Origin of the sequence: Enterocloster citroniae, from assembly GCF_040545455.1 — a bacterium.
Classification (GTDB): domain Bacteria; phylum Bacillota; class Clostridia; order Lachnospirales; family Lachnospiraceae; genus Enterocloster; species Enterocloster citroniae.
In genome coordinates this window covers 281,221-308,067 of the sequence record NZ_JBEPLZ010000001.1, presented here as the reverse complement: position 1 = coordinate 308,067, position 26,847 = coordinate 281,221, and the positions used below count along the sequence as shown (strand labels likewise).

Sequence of the window (26,847 nt, the reverse complement as noted above, 5' to 3'; positions counted from 1 at the left end):
GCGGGTCTCACAAGGTTATGATACCGTGGGGCAGAAGAGCATGGGCCCCCCTCACGCCGTTGACCAGCTGTGTGATGCGCATGTCAACCGCTACACTTGCCATGGCCAGCGCTTCCTTGCTGCTAAATCCATATAGGCGCTCCATCAGACGGCACATTTCCATTAAAGCATAATAAGCAGCTTCTGTCAAATCACTGTGAAAACCAAATGTGATCCAGCCCTTGGGAGAGTTGCACACAGGGCTGGCCAGAGGTTCATCGATCAGGTCAAAGGTCAGGCTTACGCATTCCATGGGGCATTCAATAGCGGTACAGCCGGATTCTCCATCACCCTGCCTGGCATGGCCGTCTCCTGTGGAAAACAGAGCGCCTTCTGCATAGACCGGCAGGTAAAGAACACTTCCGGCTGTTATGTCCTTGCAGTCCATATTGGCTCCGTAAAGACCGGGGATGTGAGTCCTCACATAGTCATCCGTGTCAGGGGCAACAGCCATGACGCCCATGAAGGGGGAAAGAGGGACGCTGTGTCCCAGATGGCTTGTACAGGTGCCTTTCTTCCTGTCAATCTCCCATGTCAGGAAGTACTCTCCGCCCTTAAAATGAATATGCTCCAGATGGCCGGGGTCCCCGCCTCCCACACGGCTCCATCCCCATGTGCCGGTCAGGATCTGGTTAACACGAACGGAAAGAGTCATACCGGGATGGGCGCCCCGGATGTGGATGGGGCCGCAAAGGGCGTGTCCCTGGTCAAGGGGCATGGAGCGCTCCATAAAGGTCCCGCTTAAGGAGGAGGGGGAGTCCGGAGGTGAGATCCGCCAGTCCGCCTCCAGTGTGGTGAAATCCACGGTATCCCCAGGGTCGATGGTGAGTACCGGAGGAATTGTTTTTGACAGGCTTCCGTGAAGGGTGTCCCTGGCAGGTAACAGTTGATAGTGTGCCATATGGATCCCTCCCCTCTTATTCTTCAATCACGGCAAAGGCCCTGACAGGAGAGCCGCTTCCGTTCCTGAGCTTTAAGGGAATCCCGTAAAACAAGAATTCACCCTTGCCGATAAGCTGGTCCAGGTTTACCAGCCACTCATAGTGTGACAATCCCAGATCTCTGCAGGCCCGGTGGCTGGGGAACAGCTGGGTGTCCATGATGTCTGTGGACGGTCCTTCCACACCGTGCATCCTGGAACCACGGGAAGCCAGCCACGCAACTGTCTCAGGAGCGATGTCAGGATTCATACAAAGGACATCTTTTGATGGGAAATACCGTTCATGGACTCCTGTGGCAAAGAGGACGATGTGGCCCTGGATGATGACCCCGGCCTCCTTTTCAGCTTTCTCCACATCACTAACAGTGATGTTTCCCCTGGCAGGTATATGGCGCATATCCAAACACACGGCTTTGCCAAAGAAAAGGTCAAGGGGCATCTGGTCAATGGGAAGGCCCTTGGGACTCATATGGTAAAATGCATCCACATGGGTGCCGGTATGTTCAACCATGCCCAGATAATTCCAGGTGGAAGTGAAGGGATCCTCGGGGGTTCCTGTGTTAAATGATTTTGACTCTTCGTGGGATACCATAGGAACATAGATATTGCTCTGAAAGGCATCCTGTACCAGCATTTTGTTGGTGATTTCAAGGGTGAGGTCAATGATCCGCTGCATAAAAATCCTCCTTTTAGATTAGATTCGTGTACTCCGGAGCCTTCCTGGCATCTATCTTTGCGGCTGGCAAAAACATCTCATTAACCTGAATGGTGATTCCGAAAGCACACATGAAAATAAGATGAAAACACTGCTCATCTATGATGAGTGATATTTATATTATACATCAACAGGAAAAAAGATCAAGACCTGTACCAAACCAAAAGCCGGTTCCTGAGGAGAGAGGATCCGGACAGAGCACTTTGAAACACGCTCTGAGACTGGACCGCCTTTTCAGGGAACCGGCTTATCTTATTCGTTTATAAATTATACATTAAAACGGAACAGGACCACATCCCCGTCCCTCATCACATATTCCTTGCCCTCGGAGCGGACCAGGCCTTTTTCCTTGGCAGCGTTCATGCTGCCGCAGTTCATCAGGTCATCATAGTTCACAACCTCGGCGCGGATAAAGCCCCTCTCAAAGTCGCTGTGGATCTTGCCTGCTGCCTGGGGCGCTTTGGTGCCGATCTTGATGGTCCACGCGCGGCTTTCCTGGGGACCTGCGGTCAGGTAGCTCATAAGGCCCAGGATACGGTAGCTGGCGGCAATCAGCTTCTCCAGGCCGGATTCAGTAAGGCCAAGGTCATCTAAGAACATCTTCTTCTCATCATCATCCAGTTCCGCAATCTCCTGTTCAATCTCAGCACAGATGACAAATACTTCGCATCCGTTTTCAGCGGCAAAGCTGCGGACTGACTGTACATAGGCGTTGTCAGCGCCGTCATTTGCCAGGTCGCTTTCCGCAACATTGGCAGCGAATATAACAGGCTTCCAAGTGAGCAGGTTTAAGGTGCCGATAAACTCACGCTCATCCTCATCCTCTGTGTCATAGCCCCGGGCCAGTCTGCCTTCTTCAAGATGGGCTTTCATAGCCTTTAACAGCTCCACTTCCTTGGCCAGATCCTTATTGTTGAAAGAACCCTTGGACTGCTTTGCAATGCGGCGCTCCAGGATTTCTATATCAGAAAAGATAAGTTCCAGGTTAATGGTCTCGATATCTCTCAGCGGATCAACACTTCCATCCACATGGATGACATTGGGGTCGTCAAAACAGCGGACCACGTGTACGATGGCATCCACCTCACGGATATTGGAGAGGAACTGGTTGCCCAGTCCTTCGCCTTTGGATGCGCCTTTTACAAGTCCCGCAATGTCCACGAACTCGATCACGGCAGGGGTGGTTTTTTCAGAGTTATACATTTCAGTCAGCTTGTCCAGCCTTACGTCCGGAACAGGCACTACGCCTACATTGGGGTCAATGGTGCAGAATGGGTAGTTGGCTGATTCCGCACCGGCTTTGGTCAGGGAATTAAACAGGGTGCTCTTTCCTACATTGGGGAGTCCTACAATACCTAATTTCATTTGATTACCTTCCTATTAATATGTGATATATGGTGCTGGGACATGGCGCCCCAACTTTTGCAGTATGGTGCTAAAGTCCATGTACAAGCATTCATCGCGCCCAAAGGCCATTTCCAGATCCTTTTGGCCTGTCAGGAACGTTCTGATTCTATTACAGCCTTATTATCATATCATAAAACAGGGGGAAATTAAAGCAGAAAATGTTTAACCGCAAAAGGTATATAAAAATCTACAGGATGGGGAGAATAGAAAGGAAAGACATTAAGCATGGATCCATAGAAAGGAAGATATGAACATGGGAGAGACGATTGTTGTGATCGGCGCCAATCATGCCGGCACGGCGGCCATTAATACAATACTGGACCAGTTCCCGGAAAACAGGGTGATCGCATTTGACGGTAATTCCAATATCAGTTTTCTGGGATGCGGAATGGCGCTTTGGATCGGGAAGCAGATATCCGGTCCGGAGGGACTGTTTTATTCGAGCAGGGAGGCATTTGAGGAAAAGGGCGCCGTGGTCCATATGGAAACAGAGATATCCAGGATAGACTATGACAAAAAGATGGTATATGGCCGGGAAAAGGATGGAACAATCCATGAACAGCCCTATGACAAGCTGATACTGGCAACAGGTTCCCTGCCCATCCGTCCTGAACTACAGGGCATGGACCTGGAAAATGTCCAGTTTGTAAAGCTGTACCAGAATGCCCGGGATGTGATCCAAAAGCTGAAGGACCCGTCCATCAGGAGGATCGCCGTGGTGGGGGCAGGATATATCGGGGTGGAGCTGGCGGAAGCGTTTGTGAGAAACGGCAGGGAAGTGGTGCTGATCGATTGTGCGGACACATGCCTGGCCGGGTATTATGACAGTGAATTTTCCTATATAATGGGGAAGAATCTGGAAAGCCACGGAGTGGAACTGGCATTGGGGGAAACCGTAGTCAAACTGGAGGGCCGGAAAAGGGTACAGACCGTGGTAACGGATCAGGCAAGGTATCAGGCTGACATGGTGGTATTCGGCATTGGCTTTAAGCCCAATACAGGTCTGGGACAGGGGAGGCTCAAACTGTTTAAGAATGGGGCATACCTGGTGGACCGCAGGCAGGAGACCAGCGTTGCGGGAGTCTATGCCATCGGCGATTGCGCCACGGTTTATAATAATGCCATCCAGGCCACGGATTACATTGCCCTGGCAACCAATGCGGTCCGTTCCGGCATCATCGCCGCCCACAATGCCTGCGGAAGAACGCTTGAATCCGTGGGAGTACAGGGGTCCAACGGGATCAGCATATGGGGGCTTCATATGCTCTGCACAGGTATCAGCCTGAAAAGGGCGCAGAAGATGGGGTATGCGGCAGCTTCCTCAGATTATGAGGACTGGCAGAAGGCGGAATTCATGGAAAATGGCAACAACAAGGTGAAGATCCGTATTGTGTATGATAAGGAAACCAGGATCATCCTGGGAGCGCAGATGTGTTCGGACTACGATATCTCCATGGGCATACACCTGTTTTCCATGGCTATAGAGGAACAGGTGACCATTGATAAGCTGAAGCTCTTTGACCTGTTTTTCCTTCCGCATTTTAACAAGCCCTACAATTATATCACAATGGCTGCCCTGGCCGCCCGGTAATCTCTGTCCCGTCTGCATCAATGTCGGCATCAATGCCGGCACAAATGCCGGAATAAATCACTCCTTGCAATTTATATTACTTCGGGGTAAAATGGGAAAGTATATGAAACAGGAAGGAGATTGATCTATGGAAGCAGCAGGAGCAGATTTGAGTTTTGTGAATCTGGGAATAACCATACAGAACCTGCCAAACAGCATCACGGTGTTTGGCTTTCGGATCGCATTTTACGGAATTATCATAGGATTGGGAATGCTGGCCGGTATGGCCGTGGCATTTTCCGATGCCAGGCGCAGAGGGCAGGATCCCGACATTTACCTGGACTTTGCGCTGTACGGTATTATATTTTCCATCATAGGGGCCAGGGCCTATTATGTTATTTTTGACTGGGACAACTATAAGGATAACCTGCTTCAGATTTTTAACCTGCGTGGGGGCGGCCTGGCCATATATGGCGGTGTCATTGGCGCGGTCATCACCCTCACTGTGTTTACCAGGATGAGGAAGATGTCGTTTTTTTCCATGGCAGACAGCGGCGTGCTGGGGCTGATCACTGGCCAGATCATTGGAAGGTGGGGGAATTTCTTCAACTGTGAGGCATTTGGCGGCTTTACCAATAACCTGTTTGCCATGCGCATTAAAAAAAGCCTGGTGAATCCATCCATGATCTCCCAGCAGCTGATAGACAATGAGATCGTGGAAAATGGAATCGCTTATATCCAGGTGCACCCCACATTCCTGTATGAATCCGTGTGGAACCTGTGTGTCCTTGGATTCATGCTCTGGTACAGAAAACACAAGAAATTTGAAGGGGAAATGCTGTGGGTGTATTTCCTGGGATACGGTCTGGGACGTGTATGGATCGAGGGCCTTAGGACAGACCAGTTGAAGCTTCCCGGCTCGGGGCTTGCGGTTTCACAGCTCCTCTCAGCCGCGTTGGTCCTGATATCTGCGGGCATCATTGTTTATAAGCACCACGGCCTGAAAAAGGGGGAGAAAGTGGGGGGAGATTTCCCTTCTGATTAACATAAAATCTATATTTAGTGCTGAAAAAAGGGGTCATCCCATATGTAGAGGCAGTTGCGAAAAACCACGCAACTGCTTTATTTTTTTGCCTTAATTTTATAAGAAATTCGTAAAAACTTCTTGCCATTTCCCAATTTCTGTACTATGATGGACATACAAGTGGTAGAAAGTGGTGCAAAGTGGTAGAGGATGGTTGTTTTGTGGATGAAGTGGGGGTTTCGGATCCCCCGCAGCTGTCCACAGTACCGCACTGACGTACGGCAGGTGATAAGTTATGTTCATGGGTGAGTACAATCATACAGTTGATGCGAAGGGACGTCTGATCGTACCTTCCAAGTTCAGAGAGCAGTTAGGTGACGAATTCGTTGTAACGAAGGGCCTTGATAACTGCCTTTTTGTGTATGAGAATTCTGAATGGGCCGCTCTTGAAGAAAAACTTCGCACACTGCCTCTTACCAACACTGCCGGACGTAAGTTTTCACGTTTCCTTCTGGCAGGAGCTACCACCTGTGAAGTGGACAAACAGGGAAGAATTCTTCTTCCGGCGGTTTTAAGGGAATTTGCCGGAATTGAGAAGGACGCAGTACTGGTAGGTGTGGGAAGCCGTATTGAAATCTGGAGCAAGGATAAGTGGCTGGAGGCTAACACCTTTGATGATATGGAAGAGATTGCAGAACATATGGAAGGTTTGGGAATTTAATGGAGGAACAAGCATTTGTACACAAGTCCGTACTTTTATATGAGACAGTGGGAAGCCTGAATATCAAGCCCGGAGGCATTTATGTGGATGGAACGCTGGGCGGGGGAGGACATGCCTACGAGGTGTGCAAACGCCTGGGAAGCGGACGTCTCATTGGCATTGACCAGGATGCGGACGCCATAGCGGCCGCGGGAAAGCGGCTGGAACACTTTAAGGATAAAGTAACCATAGTAAGAAGCAATTATGAGAATATCAAAACAGTGCTGGAGGATCTGGAACTCAGCAAAGTGGACGGTATCTACCTGGATCTGGGAGTTTCCTCCTATCAGCTGGACAAGGCTTCCAGGGGATTTACCTACAGGGAGGATGCGCCTCTGGACATGAGGATGGATCAGAGGAATACCACCACGGCGACTGACATTGTCAATACTTACGGAGAAATGGAACTGTACAGGATCATCCGGGACTATGGTGAGGATAATTTTGCGAAGAATATAGCAAAGCATATTGTAAGAGAGCGGGAGGAGCATCCCATTGAGACCACGGGACAGTTGGCGGAGATCATAAAGAACGCGATCCCGGCCAGAGTACGGGCCACGGGCGGACACCCGGCCAAGCGTACCTTCCAGGCCATACGGATCGAGTGCAATCATGAACTGGATGTTCTGGAGCACTCCATTGACACTATGATCGGCCTTTTAAACCCGGGAGGCCGCCTGAGTATCATTACGTTCCATTCACTGGAAGACCGGATCGTAAAGAACCGGTTCAGGACCAATGAGAACCCCTGTATCTGCCCCCATGAGTTTCCTGTCTGCGTGTGCGGCAGGAAGAGCAAAGGAAAGGTGATATCAAGGAAACCCGTATTGCCCTCAGAGAAAGAACTGGAAGAAAACAGCCGTTCAAAGAGCGCCAAGCTGCGCGTGTTTGAACGGGGATAAATACAGATGATGTAACGCCGCACAAAGGATTTTCGTACAAAGGATGACCATATCAAGACAGAAGGGAGGATAAGGTTATGGCTGCAAGAACGCAGGCGTCATCAGGACGCACCAACAGACAGACAAACCGCAGGGCTGCACATACAGATCCCTATATGTACGGCACCGCGGCACCACAGCTTAAGCCGCAGGCCGCTCCACGGCCGGAGCGCAGGCCGGGGAAACCGGCAGGCAGCCAGTCCGTCCGGCACAATCACCGGATCCGCCGCAATCAGGAACGCGCATTGTATATGGATCTTCCGTATGTAATCATGCTTACCATTGCGTCAGTGTTTACCTTATACCTCTGCATCAACTACCTCCATGTGCAGTCATCCATTACAGCAAGAATGCATAACATCGAGAAGATGGAGGCACAGTTAGAACAGCTTAAGGCGGAAAACGATGCCCTGGAGACCAGCATCAATACCAGCATTGACTTAAACAAGATCTATGAGATCGCCACTAAGGAGCTGGGGATGGTCTATGCCAAGAAGGACCAGGTGTTATTGTATGACAAGACAGAAAGCGAGTATGTAAGACAGTATGAAGACATCCCGGAACACTAATGGAGGCGGCCGCCCCGGTGGTAATGGAAAAGGGAACGGCCGGGAGCAGCACAATACAAAAGGAAAATACTTTTATCCAAAGTATTTGCAGGAAAAGCTGGCAATCACCGTATTGGTGATTACGCTGGCTTTATTTGCATTAATAATGGTCCTTTACAGAATCATCAGGGACAACAATGAACAGTACAACAAGATCGTACTGACCCAGCGCCAGCAGGAGTATGAAAGCCGTACCATTCCCTACCGAAGAGGGGATATCGTGGACAGGAACGGCACCTACCTGGCTACCAGCGAAAAGGTATACAACCTGATCATCGACCCCAAACAGATCATGTCCAAACCGGAGCGTTATCTGGAACCCACCATAGAGGCGCTGGTGACCAGCTTTGGCTTTGACGGCGGGGAGGTGCGGGGCCTGATTGAGGAGAGGGCGGACAGCGCCTATCTCAGATATAATAAGGGGCGCCAGCTCACCTATGACCAGAAGACTGCCTTTGAGCAGCTGGCAAAGGATATGAACAAAGCTTATTATGAGAACAAGGACGAGGTGGAGGGAAAAAAGCGGGTCAAGGGGATCTGGTTTGAAGATGAATATAAAAGGATCTATCCCTATAATTCCCTGGCCTGCAATGTGATCGGATTTACCAGCAGTGACGGCAGCGTGGGAACAGGAGGGATTGAGCAGTACTATAACAGCAGCCTTATTGGGGTGAACGGACGGGAGTACGGATACCTGGACGAGAACTCCAACCTGGAGGGCGTGGTGAAGCCGGCAGAGGGCGGCAAGACCATTGTTTCCACCATTGATGTGAATATCCAGAATATTGTACAGAAATACATCAATGAATGGCAGACCACCACGGGCAGCAAGGTTACGGCAGCCATTGTCATGAATCCCAACAACGGTGAGATCCTGGCCATGGGCACAAGCAATGTTTTTGACCTGAACAATCCCAGGGATGTAAGCGGATTTACCCAGGAGGATCTGTTTGTTCTTGGAAAAAAAGAAGCAGCCGCTGTATACAGAAGGGAAAACGAAGGGAAGACTATTACAGAGGACCAGGTGCTGGATCATTTCAGCCGGGAGGATGTGATCTCCTACGGGCAGCAGGTGGCCTGGAACCAGATCTGGAGGAATTTCTGTGTCAGTGACACATATGAGCCGGGTTCCCCTTCCAAGATCTTTACAGTGGCGGCCGGCATGGAGGAGGGACTTATAAAACCCAGTGACAGCTTTGAGTGTGCCGGTATCCTCCATGTGGGAGATCATGATATCAAGTGTACGGCGTGGCGCAGGGGCGGCCACGGGTGGCTGAACGTACAGGAATCGCTGATGCAGTCCTGCAACGTGGCCATGATGCGTATGGGCGCCATTATAGGCCGGGACCGCTTTACCAAGTACCAGTCCATCTTTGGATTTGGTGACAAGACAGGGATCGACCTGCCGGGTGAGGCGGATACCAGCAGCCTTGTATACAATGCGGACAACATGCGGCCCACGGATCTGGCAACCAATGCCTTTGGCCAGAACTACAACTGCACCATGGTCCAGATGGCTGCGGCATTCTGCTCCGTGCTCAACGGCGGATCTTATTATGAACCCCATGTGGTAAAGCAGATCCTCAATGAACAGGGCTCCGTGGTGGAGAAAAAGGAACCTGTACTGGTGCGGGAAACCGTATCCCAGTCCACAGCTGATTTCCTGAAGGAGGCCATGTTCCAGACGGTTGAGACCGGTACCGGAAAGGCAGCCCAGGTCATTGGATATGATGTGGGAGGCAAGACCGGAACAGCGGAAAAACAGCCCCGTTCAGCCAAAAACTATCTGGTCAGCTTTGCGGGCTTTGCGCCCATAGAGGATCCCCAGGTGTTTGTCTATGTAGTGATCGATACCCCAAACTATCCGCCGGGTGAGCAGCAGGCCCACAGCTCCTACGCAAGCGCGGTATTTTCAAAGATCATGACGGAGACCCTTCCTTATATGAATATATTTCCCACCAAGGATCTGCCGGAAGATGAGGCCATACAGGAAAGCCTTCCTTCCTCCGAGGGGATCAATGAGGTGGAGACAAGCCTGGAGGAGGGTGAAGGCCAGGAGGAGACCCCGGCCGAGACGCAGCAGCAGTATGATACGGATGAAGTGGTTCCGGATGATGGCGGGGGAAGCGGGGTGCCGGATTCAGTTCCCCGGGATCCGTCAGCCCCTGAGGGGCCTGGGACCGATACCGGACCCACAACTGAGGCCGATCCCTACAAGGAGGAGACGGCCGATCCCCAGACCGCGGGGAGTAATCCCTGACGGCCGTACCTGGAGCAGTACCGGATACTCCTTTCCGGATAAAGATTCATAAAATGAGACCGGCCCCAATATATTATTAACAATGATGGACGCCGGAGACGCTCATGAATTCAAACCTTACAAAGCACAGAAAGAATATAGCCGTCCTTGCACTGCTCATTGCCATTGTCATGGTGAGCCTCTCGGGGCGGCTTGCTTATCTTATGCTGTTCTGTTCCGAACACTACAGCGCAATGGCGGAGGACCTGCACCAGAGGGAACGTACCATCAAGGCAGCCAGAGGCCGGATCATCGATGCCAACGGCGTGGTCATAGCAGATAACAGGACCGTGTGCACCATTTCCGTTATCTACAACCAGGTGACGGACCGGGAGCGCGTAATACAAGTGCTCTGCAGTGAACTGGGGCTGGATGAGGAGCCGGTCCGAAAACGGGTTGAGAAGCGCAGCTCCAGGGAGATCATAAAGACCAATGTGGATAAGGAACTGGGGGATAAGATCCGCTCATACCGGCTGGACGGGGTAAAAGTGGACGAAGATTACAAGCGTTATTATCCCTATGACAGCCTGGCGTCCAAGGTGCTTGGATTTACAGGAGGCGACAACCAGGGAATCATAGGGCTGGAGGTAAAATACGAAAAGTACTTAAAAGGCATGAATGGGAAAATACTTACCATGTCGGATGCCAAAGGGGTGGAGATTGAAAATGCCGCCGAGGACCGGATCGAACCCATACCGGGAAATGACCTGCACATCAGCCTGGATGTGAATATCCAGAAATATGCGGAGCAGCTGGCCTATCAGGTTCTGGAAAAAAAGAATGCCAAAAAGGTCTCCATCATAGTCATGAATCCCCAGAACGGGGAGCTGCTGGCCATGGTCAATGTGCCGGAGTTCAATCTCAACGATCCCTTTACCCTGGACCAGAATCTGCGCAGCCAGAGCCTTCAGGAGATCGCTGCCCAGAACGCCTCCCTGCCCGCGTCCAAAAAGCAGGAGCAGCTGAACCAGATGTGGAGGAATACCTGTATCAACGATACCTATGAACCGGGTTCCACCTTTAAGATCATTACGGCGGCAGCCGGATTGGAGTCCGGTGCGGTGAAGCTGACAGACCAGTTTTCCTGCCCGGGATTTAGGATCGTGGAGGACCGGAAAATACGCTGCCACAAGGTGGGCGGACACGGCTCCGAGACATTTTTACAGGGTGCCATGAACTCCTGCAATCCGGTGTTTATCGATGTGGGGCAGAGGCTGGGCGTGGATGGGTATTATAAATATTTTACCCAGTTCGGCCTTAAGGGAAAGACAGGGATCGACCTGCCCGGAGAAGCTGCCACCATTATGCACAAAAAGGAAAATATGGGACTTGTGGAACTGGCCACAGTGTCTTTCGGCCAGTCGTTCCAGATCACGCCCATCCAGCTGATCACAACAGCTGCCTCCATTGTCAATGGAGGAAACCGTGTAACGCCCCATTTCGGGGTAGCGGCAGTGAGCACGGACCAGACTTCGGTCCGCGCCTTCAAATATCCCTCCAAGGGACGCATCCTTTCTGAGGAGACCAGCGCCACCATGCGCTACGTGCTGGAACAGGTAGTGTCGGAGGGAAGCGGCAAAAAGGCAAAGCTGGAAGGCTACAAGATCGGCGGCAAGACGGCCACGTCAGAGAAGCTTCCCAGAAGCCTGAAAAAATATATTTCATCTTTTATCGGCTTTGCTCCGGCGGACGATCCGCAGGTCATGGCGCTTATTACAATCGATGAACCGGAGGGGATTTATTACGGCGGAACCATTGCCGCTCCGGTGGTTGGAGATCTGTTTAAGAATATACTTCCTTATCTGGGAATTCAGGCAACGGAGGAAGAAACTGCTGTGCACGTTTCCAATCCATAGTTGATTATTCCCGGAAAAAGACGTATACTAATTACCAAATAAGACATACATATGAGATTGAGGTGCCCTTATGATTCATGAAACCATACTAGCTATCATTATTGCATTTGCCATCAGCGCACTGCTTTGCCCCATTATCATCCCTTTTCTGCACAAGCTTAAATTTGGCCAGCAGGTAAGGGAGGACGGACCGCAGGCCCATTTGAAAAAGCAGGGAACGCCCACCATGGGCGGGCTGATTATACTTTGCAGTATTATCATTACATCCATCTTTTATATTCCCAGCTATCCCAAGATCATTCCCATCCTTTTTGTGACGGTAGGGTTCGGCATTATCGGATTCCTGGACGACTATATCAAGATCGTGATGAAGCGCTCGGAAGGCCTGAAGCCGATGCAGAAGTTAGTTGGACAATTTATTATCACAGGTATTTTTGCCTGGTATCTGTTAAACAGCGGGGAAGTGGGGACCAATATGCTCATCCCATTTACCGGCGGGTTTGACGGCGGAAAGTTCCTTTCACTGGGAATCTTTTTTATCCCGGCCCTGTTCTTTATCATGCTGGGCACGGACAACGGGGTGAATTTTACAGATGGACTGGACGGACTTTGTACCAGTGTCACCATTCTGGTTGCCACGTTTCTGACCATTGTGGCCATAGGCGAGGATATGGGAATCAGTCCCATGACAGGAGCGGTGGTGGGAAGCCTTCTGGGCTTTCTGCTCTTTAATGTGTATCCGGCAAAGGTGTTTATGGGAGATACCGGTTCCCTGGCCCTGGGCGGTTTTGTGGCTGCTTCCGCCTATATGATGCGCATGCCCCTGTTTATCCCGATCATTGGCCTGATCTACCTGGTGGAAGTGCTGTCCGTCATTATGCAGGTTACGTATTTTAAGCGTACAGGCGGAAAACGCATTTTTAAAATGGCTCCCATCCATCACCACTTTGAACTGTGCGGATGGTCAGAGACCCGGGTAGTGGCGGTATTTGCCATTGTAACCGCAATATTGTGTATGGTTGCTTATCTTGGATTATAGTCGCATGCGTACGGTGAGGAGGTTAATTGACAAATGAATCAGAGTCAGAAAGTGTTAGTTGCAGGAACTGGATTAAGCGGAATCTCAGCAGCGCGCCTTATACTGGAGCGTGGCGGTGAGGTGGTGCTTTATGACGGTAACACTGCCTTAAAGGAAGAAGACATCAAGGCAAAGCTTGATAAAGAAGCAAAGGTCAATGTTGTGCTGGGAGAGATCAAGCGCTCCGATCTTTTGGGAGTTGAACTGTGTATCATCAGCCCGGGCATTCCTCTGGACAGTCCCTTTGTGGCTGTTGTGGATGATGCCAAGATCCCCATTCTGGGCGAGATCGAGCTGGCTTACCAGTGTGCGATGGGCAAGCTGGCTGCCATAACAGGAACCAATGGAAAGACCACCACCACAGCGCTCACAGGAGAGATATTAAAGGCGCGGTATGAAGAGACCTTTGTGGTGGGGAATATCGGCGACCCGTACACTGCCAGGGTGTTGGACATGACGGAAGAATCCGTGACCGTTGCGGAAGTTTCCAGCTTCCAGCTGGAGACCATCATGGATTTCCACCCGGATGTAAGCGCAATCCTGAATATTACCCCGGATCATTTGAACCGCCATGGGACCATGGAGAATTATATACGTATCAAAGAGTGCATCACCCTGAACCAGACGGAACAGGACGCTGTGGTGCTGAATTATGACGACCCGGTCCTGAGGGGATTTGGCCAGGATCCGGAGCTTAAGCCCAGGGTCATCTGGTTCTCCAGCCGTGAGAAGCTGGCGGACGGATTCTGTATGAACGGAGATAATATTGTCCACTGCCAGAAGGGCCGTGAGACAGTGCTGGTCAATGTCCATGACATGAAGCTTCTTGGGCGGCATAATTATGAGAATGTAATGGCGGCAGCTGCCATTGGCCTGGAGATGGGAGTTTCCATGGCTGATATTGCCAGGGTGGTGGAGGGATTCCTTCCCGTGGAACACCGCATTGAATTTGTGCGGGAGCGCACCGGAGTCAGGTATTACAATGATTCCAAGGGCACAAATCCCGATGCGGCCATCCAGGCCCTGCGCGCCATGCCGGGACCTACCATCCTCATTGCAGGCGGATATGATAAGAACAGCGATTATGATGACTGGGTATCTGAGTTTGAGGGCAAGGTCAAATACATTGTCCTGATCGGACAGACCAGGGATAAGATTGCCGAATGTGCCAAGAAGCACAAATTTACGGAAATCATGTATGCGGAAGATATGCAGGAAGCAGTCCAGGTGTGCGCGGTTTATGCGGATACCGGGGATTATGTGCTGCTCAGTCCCGCCTGTGCGAGCTGGGGAATGTTTAAGAATTATGAAGAGCGCGGGCGTGTCTTTAAGGAGTGCGTCATGGCGCTGTAGGAGGTAAATGCTTATGGCGGGAAAGGTGCAGACGGCCGCCCGGCCCTCGGGCCAGGCTAAACGGCCGGCTATGAACCAGGACATAAGAGAACAGCAGATGCCAAAGAAAAAAAAGAAGGTCAAACATTTTTACGACTACAGCCTTCTGTTCTGCATCATTTTCCTGACAGCTTTCGGACTTGTCATGATTTATAGTGCCAGTTCCTATTCGGCCCAGCTGAATTACAAAGGCAACGGCGCTTATTTCATGGAGCGCCAGGCAGGGATCGCGGCCGTGGGATTTGTGGCCATGATCATCATATCCAAGATGGATTACCATATATTTGCCAGGTTTTCCGTGCTGGCCTATCTCATGTCGTACATACTCATGATAGCGGTCAGCTTTGTGGGCCGGGAGGTAAATGGTAAAAGGCGGTGGCTGGCAATCGGTCCCTTGAGCTTTCAGCCCACGGAGTTTGTAAAAATTGCCCTGATCGTTATGCTGGCCGCCATGATCACCACCATGGGTATAAAGATCAACAAGTGGCGCAATATGGGATATGTGGTGGCCATGACACTGCCCATCGCGGGCCTGGTTGCCATGAACAACTTAAGTTCCGGCATCATTGTGTGCGGTATTGCCTTTGTCATGCTGTTCGTGGCCTGCAAGGTGAAGTGGCCCTTTTTTACCATCGGCGCCCTGGGACTGGGTACGCTGGCATTTGCCGGGCCCATTGGAAAGTTCCTTATGACCATCAAACTGCTTCAGCCCTACCAGTTCAGGAGAATCGAGGCGTGGCTGAACCCGGAGTCCGACCCTACGGACAAGGGGTTCCAGGTGCTTCAGGGCCTTTATGCCATTGGTTCCGGCGGGCTGGTGGGACAGGGACTGGGAGAGAGCATCCAGAAGCTGGGATTTCTTCCTGAGTCCCAGAACGATATGATATTTGCCATTATCTGTGAAGAACTGGGATTGTTTGGCGCGGTGTCCATTATCCTGATATTCCTGTTTATGATATACAGGTTTATGCTCATTGCCAATAATGCACCGGATCTGTTTGGCGCCCTTTTGGTGGTGGGCGTCATGGGGCACATTGCCATTCAGGTCATCCTGAATATCGCGGTTGTAACCAATACCATACCGAACACCGGAATCACCCTGCCTTTTATCAGTTACGGGGGCACCTCGGTCCTGTTCCTTCTTATGGAGATGGGGGTCGTACTCAGCGTGTCCAATCAGATAAAATTAGAAAAATGACAAATTGGGCCTGCACAGGCGGGCACGTCCCGGCATATGCTTTAAGTAGATAGTGTTTTCTGCGGAAGGCATATATACCAGGAGGTGCCCCATTGTCTGTCATTCAGGTCTTTGGTCTTACTCCCTTAAAAGGGGAGATATCCATACAAGGTTCTAAAAATGCCGTTTTGCCCATGATGGCCGCGGCTGTGCTTCACAGAGGGATTACTGTTTTAACCAATGTCCCGGTTATCCGGGATGTGGCCTGTATGCTGGACATACTGGAATTTCTCGGCGCCAGATGCTGCCATAAGGGCGACTGCCTGGTTATTGACGCCCGGAACATCACCCAGACCAGCATACCGGAGCGGTATGTGACCGCCATGCGTTCTTCTATTGTCGTACTCAGCGCCCTGCTGGGACGCATGGGAGAGGGGTGCAGCTGTTATCCGGGAGGATGCCTGATCGGAGCCAGGCCCATCGACCTTCATCTTATGGTCCTTAAAAGCCTGGGAGCTGAGATCAGCGAGACGGAGGGACACATTAGAGCTGCCTGCGGCAAAGGGCTTACGGGGACGGAGATCCACCTGCCTTATCCCAGCGTGGGGGCAACGGAGCAGGCCATACTGGGATCTGTTCTGGCCAGAGATGTGACCATTATACACGGAGCAGCCAGGGAGCCGGAGATCAGCCAGCTTTGCCGTTTCCTCAACAACATGGGGGCCGTTATCTGCGGAATGGGCACAGACCACCTCATGATACAGGGAGTGGAGGAACTGCACGACAGCAGCTTCCGGGTGGAAGGGGACCGGATTGTAGCCGGCACGTATGCAGCAGCAGTTGCAGCAGCCACGGGAAGCGTGATCTTAAGGGAAGTCTGTCCCACGGAGCTGGAAGTTCCCCTGGAAATGCTGAAACAGGCCGGTGTATCGGTCCGCATTGAGAAGTGCTGCAAACAGATCCGGATCGAGATGAAGCAGCGTCCGGGCTGCCTGAACATTAAGACAGGGCCTTACCCCCAATTCCCCACAGATCTTCAGTCGCCCTTTATGGCATTCCTGGCTTCCGGGGAGGGGACCAGCACCATTGAGGAGCGGGTGTTTGAGGGCAGGTTTGCCACGGTGCGTTCCCTGATCCGGATGGGGGCATCCATAAGAACTGAGGAACGCAAAGCAGTGATTGAGGGGCATTACCCTTTGAAGGGGGCGGAAGTATCTGCCTCGGATCTAAGGGGAGGGGCGGCTCTTGCAGTGGCGGCCCTGGCAGCCCAGGGAGAGACCCTGATCAGAGACTGCCATCACATTGAGCGGGGGTATGAGGATATTTGCCGCGACATGGCGGTTTTGGGGGCCGACATCAGGTGGCTGGAGCGGGAGTGAGTGATCCATCGTTCCCTTCTGCGGATCGCTGAAGGCGCTCGGTGGATTGTTTAAGGCACTCTGCGGATTGCTGAAGGCATTCTGCGATTGTTTAGGCGCTTGAAACACGCTTCGGGGAAATGAATTCATAACCAGGTGAGGTACTGCATGAGAAATTTTGGTAGGAAACATCATACGGGAGCAGGAATCGCTGTGGCAGTCATACTGCTGGCAGCCATCCTGCTTCTGTCCGTGCATATACAGAATATTTCAGTGACGGGCAGCAACAAATACAGTGAAAAGCAGATCGAGGAATTTTTGTTTTCCGGAAGGTGGGGCAAAAATTCCGCTTATGCTTATTTTGCGGACAGGTTTAAACCCCACCGCCAGATTCCTTTTGTGGAGGACTACAAAGTGGTGTTCCACGGCCCCTTTCAAGTGGAGGTCATCATCTACGAAAAAAGCATTGTGGGATATGTATCCTATATGAGCAGCTACATGTATTTTGACAAGGACGGGATCGTGGTGGAGAGTTCCGGCAACCAGCTGGAGGGTGTTCCCTGGATCACTGGACTGGATTTTGGGCAGATCGTGCTTCACAGGGCTCTTCCCGTGGAGGATAAGAATGTGTTTGAGGAGATCCTCAACCTGACCCAGCAGCTTTCCACCTATGAGATTGCGGTGGACAGGATCAAATATGACACTCATGGACAAGCCACCCTGTTTATCGGACAGATGGAGGTGACCCTGGGAGACAATTCAGATATAGATGGGAAGATATCCACCCTCAATGATATTCTAACGGCCCAGCCCCATCTCACCGAGATCAGCGGGACCATGCGCCTGGAAAATTATTCGGAAACCAACAGCAGGGCAGGGATTACTTTTAAGAAAAAATAAGAACGCCAGGTTTTTGCAAGGAGGGAAAATGAACTTTTTAACTCAAATTTTCAACATAACATCATCCCGACACCAAAATACCTCAAAGCCAAGTATGACTGGGATCGCCCATATGAGAGCGGCTTTGCCAAAAGTGGAAAAAGAGATAAGAACATATAAGAACCCCAGCAGTATTTCACTGGATATTGACAAACATAAAAATATAGTCATAGTGATCTATTATTACCACCAGGCCGGATTTGGGATTGACATAGGTGATTTTATAGAGATGAACTACCCTTATACATTTGAGGATATTGGCAGGAACATAGTGGAATGCTTTGAGACGCGTTCCCAAAGGCCTGTTGTCATCGAAGAAGAGAGGTCCTGCCTACAGCCCTCTTTTAAGGTCATAACAAAGGGAAAGGGGTTTGTATACTGGCTTAACAGGCACGAATCCATCCATGTACATATGGGCGAAAACATCTCTATCGAGTATATGCACAGGGAGTCTTCGGGAGAAAACCGTGGTTATTCCCAACATAAAGAAGAATACAATGAGATTGAGATCAAGCTTTCCAAGGATTCCTCAGCCATGCAGATCGGTCAGGCGGTCAATCAGGTATACCGCGCTAAGAACGGTGTGGATTTGGCTGCTGTTACAAAGGGGTGAACTATTGCGCTATTATCAAAAGAATAAAGTGGCATGGGAAGATAAAGGCAAAACCATTTCACAATTTTGTTGTAATAATGGGCGTGAGTTATTCTCGCTTATTCAGCTTGGCGCAAAAGACGGAGTTGACTTTGATATTGCGGAAAATTTATAATTGGGGCAATTACATAGTTTAAATGATTTAAAACAGCTTTTTGAAAAGGTTTCCTAATGCTTAAAACCGGGAGGCGTATTACTCATCCACGATTACCCTCAGTGAACAAGGGCAAAGTGACTGTAGATTACTCTTTATGCATAAAGTAATAACTTGCGTCAAAGGTTTCACTTCCATCATACTTAGAATATTGACCGTAATGGGAAAATTTAAATCCGCATTTCAATAAAATTTTGGCGGATGCCACGTTGGCATTGGCATGGTTTGCAACAAAATCACGGACACCAAGTTCTTCGTATGCCCACTGGATCATAGCCAATGAAGCTTCGGATGTGTATCCCTTGTTCCAATAATTTTTGTTTAAATTATACCCTAATTCATAGGCGTTGCTATCTGATTGAAAACAAATTGAGCCTGAACCTATTACCTTATTTTCTTTTTTCAGGACAAAAGCAAACACATGGTTGTCCCCTTTAATTGAGGAGATCCATGTTTCTGCATCCTTAACACTTGTATATAAATTATAAGGCATATACGTATTAACAACGGGGTCGCTGACCCATTCAAATACATCATTGGCATCATTGGCATCATTGGCAGTAAGCGGCCTTAATAACAGTCTCTCGGTTTCTATCACTTTCATATGGTATGATCCCTTCAAATAATGATCTGTGTATTTTTACATATGGAGATATTCTACCACAAATCTCTTTGTTTTTCTATGATGGCGGCAAAAATCGATGGGGTTCTCTGCATCTGCCGGATCATACCCATAGTTATATTATAATAGGAAGCGAAAGTTTGAAAGAAATGTTGTCAACTGATCCTGATTCTGGTACAATGTCCATGGGTGTTGTGGCTTCTGCTCTATTTGAGAGAGTTATAAAATGGTATTAGGCCTTCTCGCATAGCTGGCATAAAGGTGGATAAAATAAGTAGAAGTACCCTGGGAATATGCTAGAAGCTATCGAAAATACAGAACGTGTGTTTGGCGATCGCGAAAGCAGCTTGATAGCATCCGCCCAATTACAGGCAATGCTGTAAAGTACAGGAAAAGCAAGGATTTAACGGAAATGTAATTTTTCTTAAAAAAGCTATTGATATTTTTTGTAAAATCAAATATAGTATTAGTTAGACCAGAAATCAATGAGAAATTGACATAGAAATAAGAAGTATGAGCATGGCTTTATGTGGTAGTAAGGGAATAAAAGGAGGATATGAATCTTGCTAGAGATTAAGATAAATGAGTCAGACAACGCTGCCAGAATCATAGTTGTAGGAGTGGGCGGTGCAGGTAATAATGCAGTAAACCGTATGATTGATGAAAACATTGCAGGGGTAGAGTTTATTGGTGTGAACACTGATAAGCAGGCCCTTCAGTTTTGTAAGGCACCCACTGCTATGCAGATTGGTGAAAAACTGACCAAGGGATTAGGCGCAGGAGCCAGACCGGATGTTGGAGAGAAGGCTGCTGAGGAAAGTTCTGAGGAGATTTCACAGGCACTGAAAGGTGCTGACATGGTATTTGTAACCTGCGGTATGGGCGGTGGTACAGGAACAGGTGCAGCCCCCGTAGTTGCCAAGATTGCAAAGGACATGGGTATCCTTACCGTAGGAGTGGTGACCAAGCCCTTCCGCTTTGAGGCCAAGACCCGTATGAGCAATGCTCTTGAAGGTATCGAGAACCTGAAAAACAGTGTCGATACCTTAATTGTGATTCCAAATGACAGGCTTTTGGAGATCGTGGACAGGCGTACCACCATGCCTGACGCTCTTAAGAAAGCAGATGAGGTTCTGCAGCAGGCAGTACAGGGTATCACGGATCTGATTAATGTTCCTGGTTTGATTAATCTGGATTTTGCTGATGTACAGACTGTTATGATCGATAAGGGAATCGCCCACATCGGTATCGGCAAGGCCAAGGGTGATGACAAGGCAATTGAGGCTGTTAAGCAGGCTGTATCCAGCCCTCTGTTAGAAACTACCATCGAAGGCGCAAGCCATGTAATCATTAATATATCCGGCGATATCAGCCTGATTGAGGCCAATGAAGCGGCCAGCTATGTTCAGGAGCTGGCTGGAGATGAAGCCAATATTATATTTGGTGCAATGTATGATGAGAATGCCCAGGATGAGGCAAGCATCACGGTCATTGCCACTGGTTTGGACGAGCACGGTGCCAATGCATCCGTGTCCAATGCCATGAAGGGATTTACCAGCAACTTTAAGGCAAAGCCAAGCGTAGCAGCAGCGGCTGTTCAGGCACCCCATGCAGCAGCGCCTGAGGCGGCGGCAACCGCATCTTCACCATACAGCAGACAGAACCAGGGTTACACCCCAAGCTTTAATCCTTCATCATCAGGAAGCCAGGGCTACAACCCGCCTAAGTATAACCCCAATCAGGGCTATAATACCGGCAGCACCCAGAATCCGGCTCCGGCTCCAAGCCAGTCCTTCAGACCTGCAGCCAACAAGGAGATGCAGATCAATATACCGGATTTCCTGAAGAACAAGAGATAATCCCACAGAGAGAATCTGATCTTAATTCAGCTATGTAACAGGGCATGCATTGCATGTCCTGTTTTTCCATCTAAAAACAGCAAGCATCCATCCTGGACAGGGACGTTTTCACGTATGATCAGAGAACTCCCTGGACGGGATTTTTTTGTATCCTCCTTTTACATCCAGTGTACGCTCGGGCCCTCCCCGGCACCCATCTTTGCGGCCGATTTCCCACCGGCGGCACCCAAATTTATTCAACGTACACTCAACATCTGGTATGTCTCCCGATTTTTGTCGATAAATATTGTATCTGTGGGTCGTCATTTCGACAGCATTCGTACATATAAATAGTTATAATGGCTTTCAGAAAGTTTTTCAGGGAGGTGAGGCCGGACTGAGTGGTTTATACAGTATACATAGACGTGGTATTTGCGGTCAATACCATCATGGATGTGATGGTACTGGCCATCTTAAACAGGGTTTTATCATACAGGACTACAAAAAGGCGGCTCCTGGCCGGTGCTGTGATCGGCGGTATCTGGTCCTGTGTGGTGAGCGTGATGCCCGGTCTTCCGCCGGCGGTGGAGGTATTGGGGACGTATGTGGCAGTGAGCAGTCTTATGGCAGTGGCAGCTTACCATCTTAAGAGTGTGAGAGAAATTGTGAAATCCGTGGCAGGTATCTATCTGGTATCTGTGGTGCTTGGGGGAGCGATGCTTATGCTCTATGAGCACACAAAAGCTGGATATTATGCCTGGAGGATACTGCAGGCAGGTCAGGGTTCGGGGATACCCGTTCTGGCCTGGATTTTTATGATGACAGGGGCTGTACTGGCCTGCTATGGCTTTTCAGGGGGGATCAGGGGACTGATCCGCTCCATGGCACACAGAAAAGACCTGTGCAGGGTCATTTTGAAATACGGGGAGAGAGAAGAAGAGGTTACAGGGCTTATTGATACTGGCAACCGGCTGAGGGAGCCGGTTAGCGGTCAGCCGGTCCATGTGGCGGCTGATGGCCTTATGAGGCGGCTGTGTCCGGCTGTGAAGGGAGTGGTCTATGTCCCGTATCAGTCCGTGGGAACCAGCCATGGAATCCTTCCGGCAGTGTATATCGACCGGATGGAGGTAGAGCAGGAGGGCAGGACCTACTGCGTTGAAAAGCCTTTGGTGGCCATCACGAAACAGAGCTTATCTCCCTCAGGAGAGTATCAGATTCTGATACAAAAAACCGATGAAGGAACTTAAACAACGCACAACATACAGGAGGACATTTCCATGATCATAAAAGTATCCATACCAAACCGTTTCCAGTTAAAGACAGTGCCCAGTTTCAGGACGGTCCTGATGCCAAAGCAGGGGGAAGTCCATTACATAGGCGGCGCTGATATCCTGCCTCCGCCTCTGGAATCCGAAGAGGAAGGCCGGATGATAAGTCTTCTGGGCGGAGAGGATGACAAATACGCCCGTTCTTCCCTCATTGAACACAACCTCAGGCTGGTGGTTTACATAGCAAAGAAATTCGACAATACCAGCGTGGGAGTGGAGGACCTGATATCCATAGGGACCATTGGTCTGATCAAGGCTATCAATACCTTTAAGCCTGACAAGAACATTAAGCTGGCCACCTATGCGTCACGGTGCATTGAGAATGAGATACTGATGTATTTGCGGCGCAACAATAAAACACGTCTGGAAGTATCCATAGACGAGCCGTTAAATGTGGATTGGGATGGAAATGAACTTCTGTTGTCTGATATTCTGGGAACTGATGAGGATGTGATCTACCACGACATCGAGGACGAGATCGAAAAAAGCCTGTTAAACAATGCGATCAGCCGTCTAAACCCAAGGGAGAGAAAGATTGTGGAGCTGAGATACGGCCTTACCAATGAGGACGGGGAGGAGATGACACAAAAAGAAGTGGCAGACTTGTTAGGCATTTCACAGTCCTACATCTCCAGACTGGAAAAGAAGATCATGAAGCGTCTGAAAAAAGAAATTGTAAGATTTGAATAAGCAGAAAAAGTCAGCAGTCAGGCTGGCTTTTTTTGTTGGGATCCGGGCTTGCCTTATGGAGAAAAATGAGCTACATTGTTATTATACCATAATGTGGAAATTGCCCTGCTCTTGGCAGGTTCCATAAGGGGGGAAACAGACAGATGGAAAAGCAGGTTTGGGGAAATGAAAGAGACGCCATATTTCAGGACCAGCTGGATGAGGGGATCAGGTACAGACTGAAGGAACAGGAGATTGAAGAATTTTACAAATGGTTCAGCCGGACGGTTCTGGAGGGAAAAAGGCAGGGAAAGTCCAGAGTATTAAAGGGCATGGTTGGTTCCAACCTAAAGGAAGAAACCGTGCTTCAGACCGGGCCTGGAAGCATACATATACTGGCCGGGCTTCAGAATCTAAGGCTGCTGTACTCCGCCGTATCAAAATTGGACATGACTGAAAATTTGATCCTTTTCTTTGACCAAAAGGATTTCTGGGCAGTTCCAAAGAGGGCGCTGGGAGAGGAAAAGGAGGCCGCCGCCTGGTTTGAACAGTTAAGGTGCAGATGTGAGGAGGGAAAGCAGGCACGTATTTCCATGAGTAAGACAGAGCAGCAGCGGGAAGGGAAAAAGGGTTTCAGGTGATACGCAGATAGACATTCGATGTCCGGGTGATGCGGTGTTTGAAAGAAAGGAGAAGATCATAATGGGAAAAGGTAAAATAGCAGCAGTGATCCTGCTGGCAGCCATGATGGCATCAGCGCCGGCCAGTGCCTATGGCTTTGAGATGAAAGGCGAGTACTACGAGATCAGCTGTCAGGAGGCGGGCGCCTTTATGTTTGACGGCACCACGGTAAAGGCGGGTACTACGGGACAGCTGGTACTGTCCAAACTGGAGAGCAGCTGGGCTTCAGAGAGTTCCATCAGGACCACGGACATAGGCGTTATAACGGCAAAGGTGGTAACCGGGGACAGCGGACTGAATGTGATCGAGTATACGGCCAAAGCCCCCGGCAAGGCACAGCTGATTGTGGTGGTGGAGAGCGGCGCTGCTGTAAACATGGGCACGTTCTATGTAACTGCTGCACAAGACGGAGACATGGCTGCAGCGGGATGGGTACAGGAGAATGGACAGTGGAAATATAAGATGGGCGATGGCACATACAAAAACAATGGCTGGCTGGCGGACCAGGGGAAATGGTACTATCTGGGACAGGACGGTGTGATGTATGCCGGCCGGTGGATCCAAGAGGGGGAATGGTGGTATTATCTGGGTGCGGACGGCGCCATGATGACGGACACGGTGACACCGGACGGTTACAGGGTGAACGCATCCGGAGTCTGGGAGCAGTGAGCGCTGAAGGATCACATCAGTGAGGGAAAACAATATATGACCCGTAGAAGGAAATAAAAATCAATACACCTGGCAGACGGGGGTGCTGTCAACAGTCAACCCCGTCTGTCAGGTGTATATTACGATCAGATATCATATAGGTGTTACATTGTGCAGATCACTTCATCTGTACCATATTATCTTTGATCTTAAAGCTTCCGAAACTTCGGATAAAACTGGAAATACGGCTGAAGCCATATTGTTTTACATCAAAGGATGGGAAAATTTTCTTCAGCTCATCATGGACAATGCTCAGGTTGTCCACATGGCCGTTGTTCTCCCTGATCATGCGTGCAATGGCCTTTTCCACCTCTGCCTTGGAAATGCTGGCGCTTTTTTCCTGTACAAAAAATCCGCCGTGAAGCTTGACCACCTGGAAGTCGTTGTTGTCCAGGCTTTCCAGAAAGGTGGAAAGCTTGGAATATCCGTAGTTCCTTACATCAAAGTCAGAAAACCGCTTGGTGAGAAAGTTGCCCACCCGGGCCAGGATGATCGGCTGGTTCTGGCTGTTGTTCTCAATAAGAAGCTTGGTGATGGCTTTCTGGATCTCGTCAATGCTGGTAATGGTTTTCTGGTTTTCAATCACGGTGGCTTCCGGCGCATCATCGGAGGATATGATCTCCAGCAGCTTAAAGGTGTCGCAGGCAGCCCGGAAGGGCTTGGGGGTTTTCTGCTCCCCAATCCCCATGACGAACATCCCGGCCTCCCTAAGCCTCTGGGCCAGCTTGGTAAAGTCAGAGTCGCTGGATACAAGGCAGAAGCCGTCCACATTGCCGGAGTACAGGATGTCCATGGCGTCTATGATCATGGCTGAATCCGTGGCATTCTTTCCCGTGGTGTAGCTGTACTGCTGGATGGGGTTTACAGACCAGTCTAGCAGCACGTTCTTCCAACTGCGCTTTTCATTGTCAGTCCAGTCGCCGTAGATACGTTTGTAGGTGGCGATCCCCTGGTCGTTTACTTCATCCAGGATATACTTGATATACTTAGGCGAAACATTGTCCGCGTCAATTAATACTGCAAATCTTCTTTCACTCTGTTCCATAGATATGTTCACTTTCTGTCCGGTTATGTTTTAAGAATAGGATGGAATTTCTTAACATATTAAGTGTAACACATCATGGGAGGGGCTTCAAGAAAAAGTGTACGACAAGAATGCACATTTTCATCTTTCACTCCGATTGTGACGTTGCCTGTTAAATAGATGAGGAATAACAAATCAACTTAAATAGGTCTTCATGCTCTTTAAGGCGTTCTTTTCCAGACGGCTTACCTGAGCTTGGCTGATATGGATCTCCTCAGCCACCTCGGTCTGGGTCTTGCCCTCAAAGAACCGCATGTCTATAATGTGGCGTTCCCTTTCCGGCAGGCGCTTCATGGCCTCCACCAGGGACAGATCCTCCACCCAGTTTTCCTCCAGATTCTTTTTATCGCTGATCTGGTCCATAACGTAAAGAGGGTCGCCTCCGTCCGTGTATACGGGCTCATAAAGGCTGACCGGTGTCTGTATGGCATCCAGGGCATAGGTGATATCTTCCTTGGATACCCCTATTTCCTGGGCGATCTCCATCAGGGTGGGTTCCTTGGCATTTGTCCTTGTAAGCTGTTCCCTTGCGTACAATGCCTTATATGCCGTATCCCTGAGAGAGCGGCTTACGCGGATGGAATTGTTGTCCCTCAGGTATCTGCGGACCTCTCCCAGGATCATGGGAACCGCATAGGTAGAGAATTTTACATTCTGTGTTATATCGAAATTGTCAATGGCTTTGATGAGTCCGATACAGCCGATCTGGAACAGGTCGTCAATGTTTTCCTGACTGTTGGAAAACCTTTGAATTACACTCAATACCAGGCGCAGGTTCCCTTTGATATACTGCTCCCTGGCATCTTTATCTCCATTCAGTATCCTTTGAAATAACTCCTCTTTTTCTTCATTGCTCAGTAAAGGCAGTTTGGCGGTATTGACTCCGCAAATCTCAACTTTGTAGCCCGACATAATCCTTACCTCCGTTATAATGCCATCCACCCTGACATAAAAAAATGGCAGGGCTGTACTGGATGAATCTGCTATAACGAAATGATGTACTGATTC

General features: G+C 49.8%; 25 protein-coding genes. 19 read left to right on the top strand and 6 right to left on the bottom strand.

Features of this window, described 5'->3' with window-relative positions:
- Positions 1-7: 7 nt before the first annotated feature.
- The 3 genes from ABID13_RS01375 to ychF form a co-directional block, all read right to left on the bottom strand.
- Positions 8-940, bottom strand: coding sequence for an acetamidase/formamidase family protein (locus ABID13_RS01375; protein ID WP_007863630.1), 933 nt, complete (start codon positions 938-940; stop codon positions 8-10).
- A gap of 16 nt (positions 941-956) precedes the next feature.
- A complete protein-coding gene (locus ABID13_RS01370) occupies positions 957-1,655 on the bottom strand; it encodes a cyclase family protein (RefSeq protein WP_048930598.1) in 699 nt (232 codons plus the stop codon).
- Between the two features lie 306 nt (positions 1,656-1,961).
- A complete protein-coding gene (gene ychF, locus ABID13_RS01365; RefSeq protein ID WP_007863634.1) occupies positions 1,962-3,059 on the bottom strand; it encodes a redox-regulated ATPase YchF in 1,098 nt (365 codons plus the stop codon).
- A gap of 295 nt (positions 3,060-3,354) precedes the next feature.
- On the opposite strand from ychF, the gene nox reads away from it, so the two are divergent.
- The 14 genes from nox to ABID13_RS01295 all read left to right on the top strand — a co-directional run bounded on the left by nox (position 3,355) and on the right by ABID13_RS01295 (position 18,870).
- On the top strand, positions 3,355-4,692 hold the full coding sequence (nox, locus tag ABID13_RS01360; RefSeq protein ID WP_007863635.1) for a H2O-forming NADH oxidase: 1,338 nt from the start codon (positions 3,355-3,357) through the stop codon (positions 4,690-4,692).
- 127 nt (positions 4,693-4,819) lie between these two features.
- Entirely contained in the window at positions 4,820-5,716 is an 897-nt protein-coding gene (gene lgt / locus ABID13_RS01355) for a prolipoprotein diacylglyceryl transferase (protein ID WP_007863636.1), read from the top strand.
- A 274-nt stretch (positions 5,717-5,990) separates the two neighbouring features.
- Positions 5,991-6,416, top strand: coding sequence for a division/cell wall cluster transcriptional repressor MraZ (mraZ, locus tag ABID13_RS01350; protein WP_007863637.1), 426 nt, complete (start codon positions 5,991-5,993; stop codon positions 6,414-6,416).
- Positions 6,416-7,357: a 16S rRNA (cytosine(1402)-N(4))-methyltransferase RsmH gene (rsmH, locus tag ABID13_RS01345; protein WP_048930599.1), complete on the top strand. Its 942-nt coding sequence runs from the start codon at positions 6,416-6,418 to the stop codon at positions 7,355-7,357. The genes mraZ and rsmH overlap by 1 nt, the downstream gene beginning before the upstream one ends.
- A gap of 77 nt (positions 7,358-7,434) precedes the next feature.
- The gene (locus tag ABID13_RS01340) at positions 7,435-7,965 is read left to right on the top strand and encodes a septum formation initiator family protein (RefSeq protein ID WP_007863639.1); all 531 of its coding nucleotides are present in this window, start codon (positions 7,435-7,437) and stop codon (positions 7,963-7,965) included.
- Positions 7,943-10,264: a peptidoglycan D,D-transpeptidase FtsI family protein gene (locus tag ABID13_RS01335; RefSeq protein WP_048930600.1), complete on the top strand. Its 2,322-nt coding sequence runs from the start codon at positions 7,943-7,945 to the stop codon at positions 10,262-10,264. The genes ABID13_RS01340 and ABID13_RS01335 overlap by 23 nt, the downstream gene beginning before the upstream one ends.
- 104 nt (positions 10,265-10,368) lie before the next feature.
- A complete protein-coding gene (locus ABID13_RS01330; RefSeq protein WP_045093376.1) occupies positions 10,369-12,159 on the top strand; it encodes a peptidoglycan D,D-transpeptidase FtsI family protein in 1,791 nt (596 codons plus the stop codon).
- Between the two features lie 70 nt (positions 12,160-12,229).
- Entirely contained in the window at positions 12,230-13,198 is a 969-nt protein-coding gene (gene mraY / locus ABID13_RS01325) for a phospho-N-acetylmuramoyl-pentapeptide-transferase (RefSeq protein ID WP_007863642.1), read from the top strand.
- Between the two features lie 33 nt (positions 13,199-13,231).
- Entirely contained in the window at positions 13,232-14,590 is a 1,359-nt protein-coding gene (gene murD / locus ABID13_RS01320) for a UDP-N-acetylmuramoyl-L-alanine--D-glutamate ligase (protein WP_007863643.1), read from the top strand.
- A gap of 13 nt (positions 14,591-14,603) precedes the next feature.
- On the top strand, positions 14,604-15,827 hold the full coding sequence (locus ABID13_RS01315; protein WP_007863644.1) for an FtsW/RodA/SpoVE family cell cycle protein: 1,224 nt from the start codon (positions 14,604-14,606) through the stop codon (positions 15,825-15,827).
- Positions 15,828-15,919: 92 nt separating this feature from the next.
- On the top strand, positions 15,920-17,185 hold the full coding sequence (gene murA, locus ABID13_RS01310; protein WP_007863645.1) for a UDP-N-acetylglucosamine 1-carboxyvinyltransferase: 1,266 nt from the start codon (positions 15,920-15,922) through the stop codon (positions 17,183-17,185).
- A gap of 147 nt (positions 17,186-17,332) precedes the next feature.
- Entirely contained in the window at positions 17,333-18,064 is a 732-nt protein-coding gene (locus tag ABID13_RS01305; RefSeq protein ID WP_007863646.1) for a cell division protein FtsQ/DivIB, read from the top strand.
- A gap of 124 nt (positions 18,065-18,188) precedes the next feature.
- Positions 18,189-18,716 carry a hypothetical protein gene (locus ABID13_RS01300; protein ID WP_048930601.1) on the top strand — a complete coding sequence of 176 codons (528 nt, stop codon included), beginning with the start codon at positions 18,189-18,191 and terminating at the stop codon, positions 18,714-18,716.
- Between the two features lie 4 nt (positions 18,717-18,720).
- Positions 18,721-18,870 carry a hypothetical protein gene (locus ABID13_RS01295; protein ID WP_156200150.1) on the top strand — a complete coding sequence of 50 codons (150 nt, stop codon included), beginning with the start codon at positions 18,721-18,723 and terminating at the stop codon, positions 18,868-18,870.
- Positions 18,871-18,997: 127 nt separating this feature from the next.
- Here the strand turns inward: ABID13_RS01295 and ABID13_RS01290 are convergent, their stop codons facing one another.
- The gene (locus ABID13_RS01290) at positions 18,998-19,513 is read right to left on the bottom strand and encodes a GNAT family N-acetyltransferase (RefSeq protein ID WP_048930602.1); all 516 of its coding nucleotides are present in this window, start codon (positions 19,511-19,513) and stop codon (positions 18,998-19,000) included.
- Between the two features lie 581 nt (positions 19,514-20,094).
- On the opposite strand from ABID13_RS01290, the gene ftsZ reads away from it, so the two are divergent.
- The 5 genes from ftsZ (at position 20,095) to ABID13_RS01265 (ending at position 24,716) form a co-directional block, all read left to right on the top strand.
- Positions 20,095-21,390 (top strand): cell division protein FtsZ, encoded by a 1,296-nt coding sequence (gene ftsZ, locus ABID13_RS01285; RefSeq protein WP_048930603.1) that lies wholly within the window; start codon positions 20,095-20,097, stop codon positions 21,388-21,390.
- A gap of 380 nt (positions 21,391-21,770) precedes the next feature.
- A complete protein-coding gene (locus tag ABID13_RS01280) occupies positions 21,771-22,616 on the top strand; it encodes a sigma-E processing peptidase SpoIIGA (RefSeq protein WP_045093370.1) in 846 nt (281 codons plus the stop codon).
- Positions 22,617-22,646: 30 nt separating this feature from the next.
- Positions 22,647-23,387 (top strand): RNA polymerase sporulation sigma factor SigE, encoded by a 741-nt coding sequence (sigE, locus tag ABID13_RS01275; RefSeq protein ID WP_007863651.1) that lies wholly within the window; start codon positions 22,647-22,649, stop codon positions 23,385-23,387.
- Between the two features lie 143 nt (positions 23,388-23,530).
- The gene (locus ABID13_RS01270; protein ID WP_048930604.1) at positions 23,531-24,007 is read left to right on the top strand and encodes a YcxB family protein; all 477 of its coding nucleotides are present in this window, start codon (positions 23,531-23,533) and stop codon (positions 24,005-24,007) included.
- A 61-nt stretch (positions 24,008-24,068) separates the two neighbouring features.
- Positions 24,069-24,716, top strand: coding sequence for a hypothetical protein (locus ABID13_RS01265; RefSeq protein WP_007863654.1), 648 nt, complete (start codon positions 24,069-24,071; stop codon positions 24,714-24,716).
- A gap of 157 nt (positions 24,717-24,873) precedes the next feature.
- On the opposite strand, the gene ABID13_RS01260 is transcribed toward ABID13_RS01265, so the two are convergent.
- Both ABID13_RS01260 and sigG read right to left on the bottom strand, forming a co-directional pair.
- A complete protein-coding gene (locus ABID13_RS01260) occupies positions 24,874-25,800 on the bottom strand; it encodes an NYN domain-containing protein (protein ID WP_040416587.1) in 927 nt (308 codons plus the stop codon).
- A gap of 174 nt (positions 25,801-25,974) precedes the next feature.
- Positions 25,975-26,751 (bottom strand): RNA polymerase sporulation sigma factor SigG, encoded by a 777-nt coding sequence (sigG, locus tag ABID13_RS01255; protein WP_007863656.1) that lies wholly within the window; start codon positions 26,749-26,751, stop codon positions 25,975-25,977.
- Positions 26,752-26,847 lie beyond the last annotated feature (96 nt).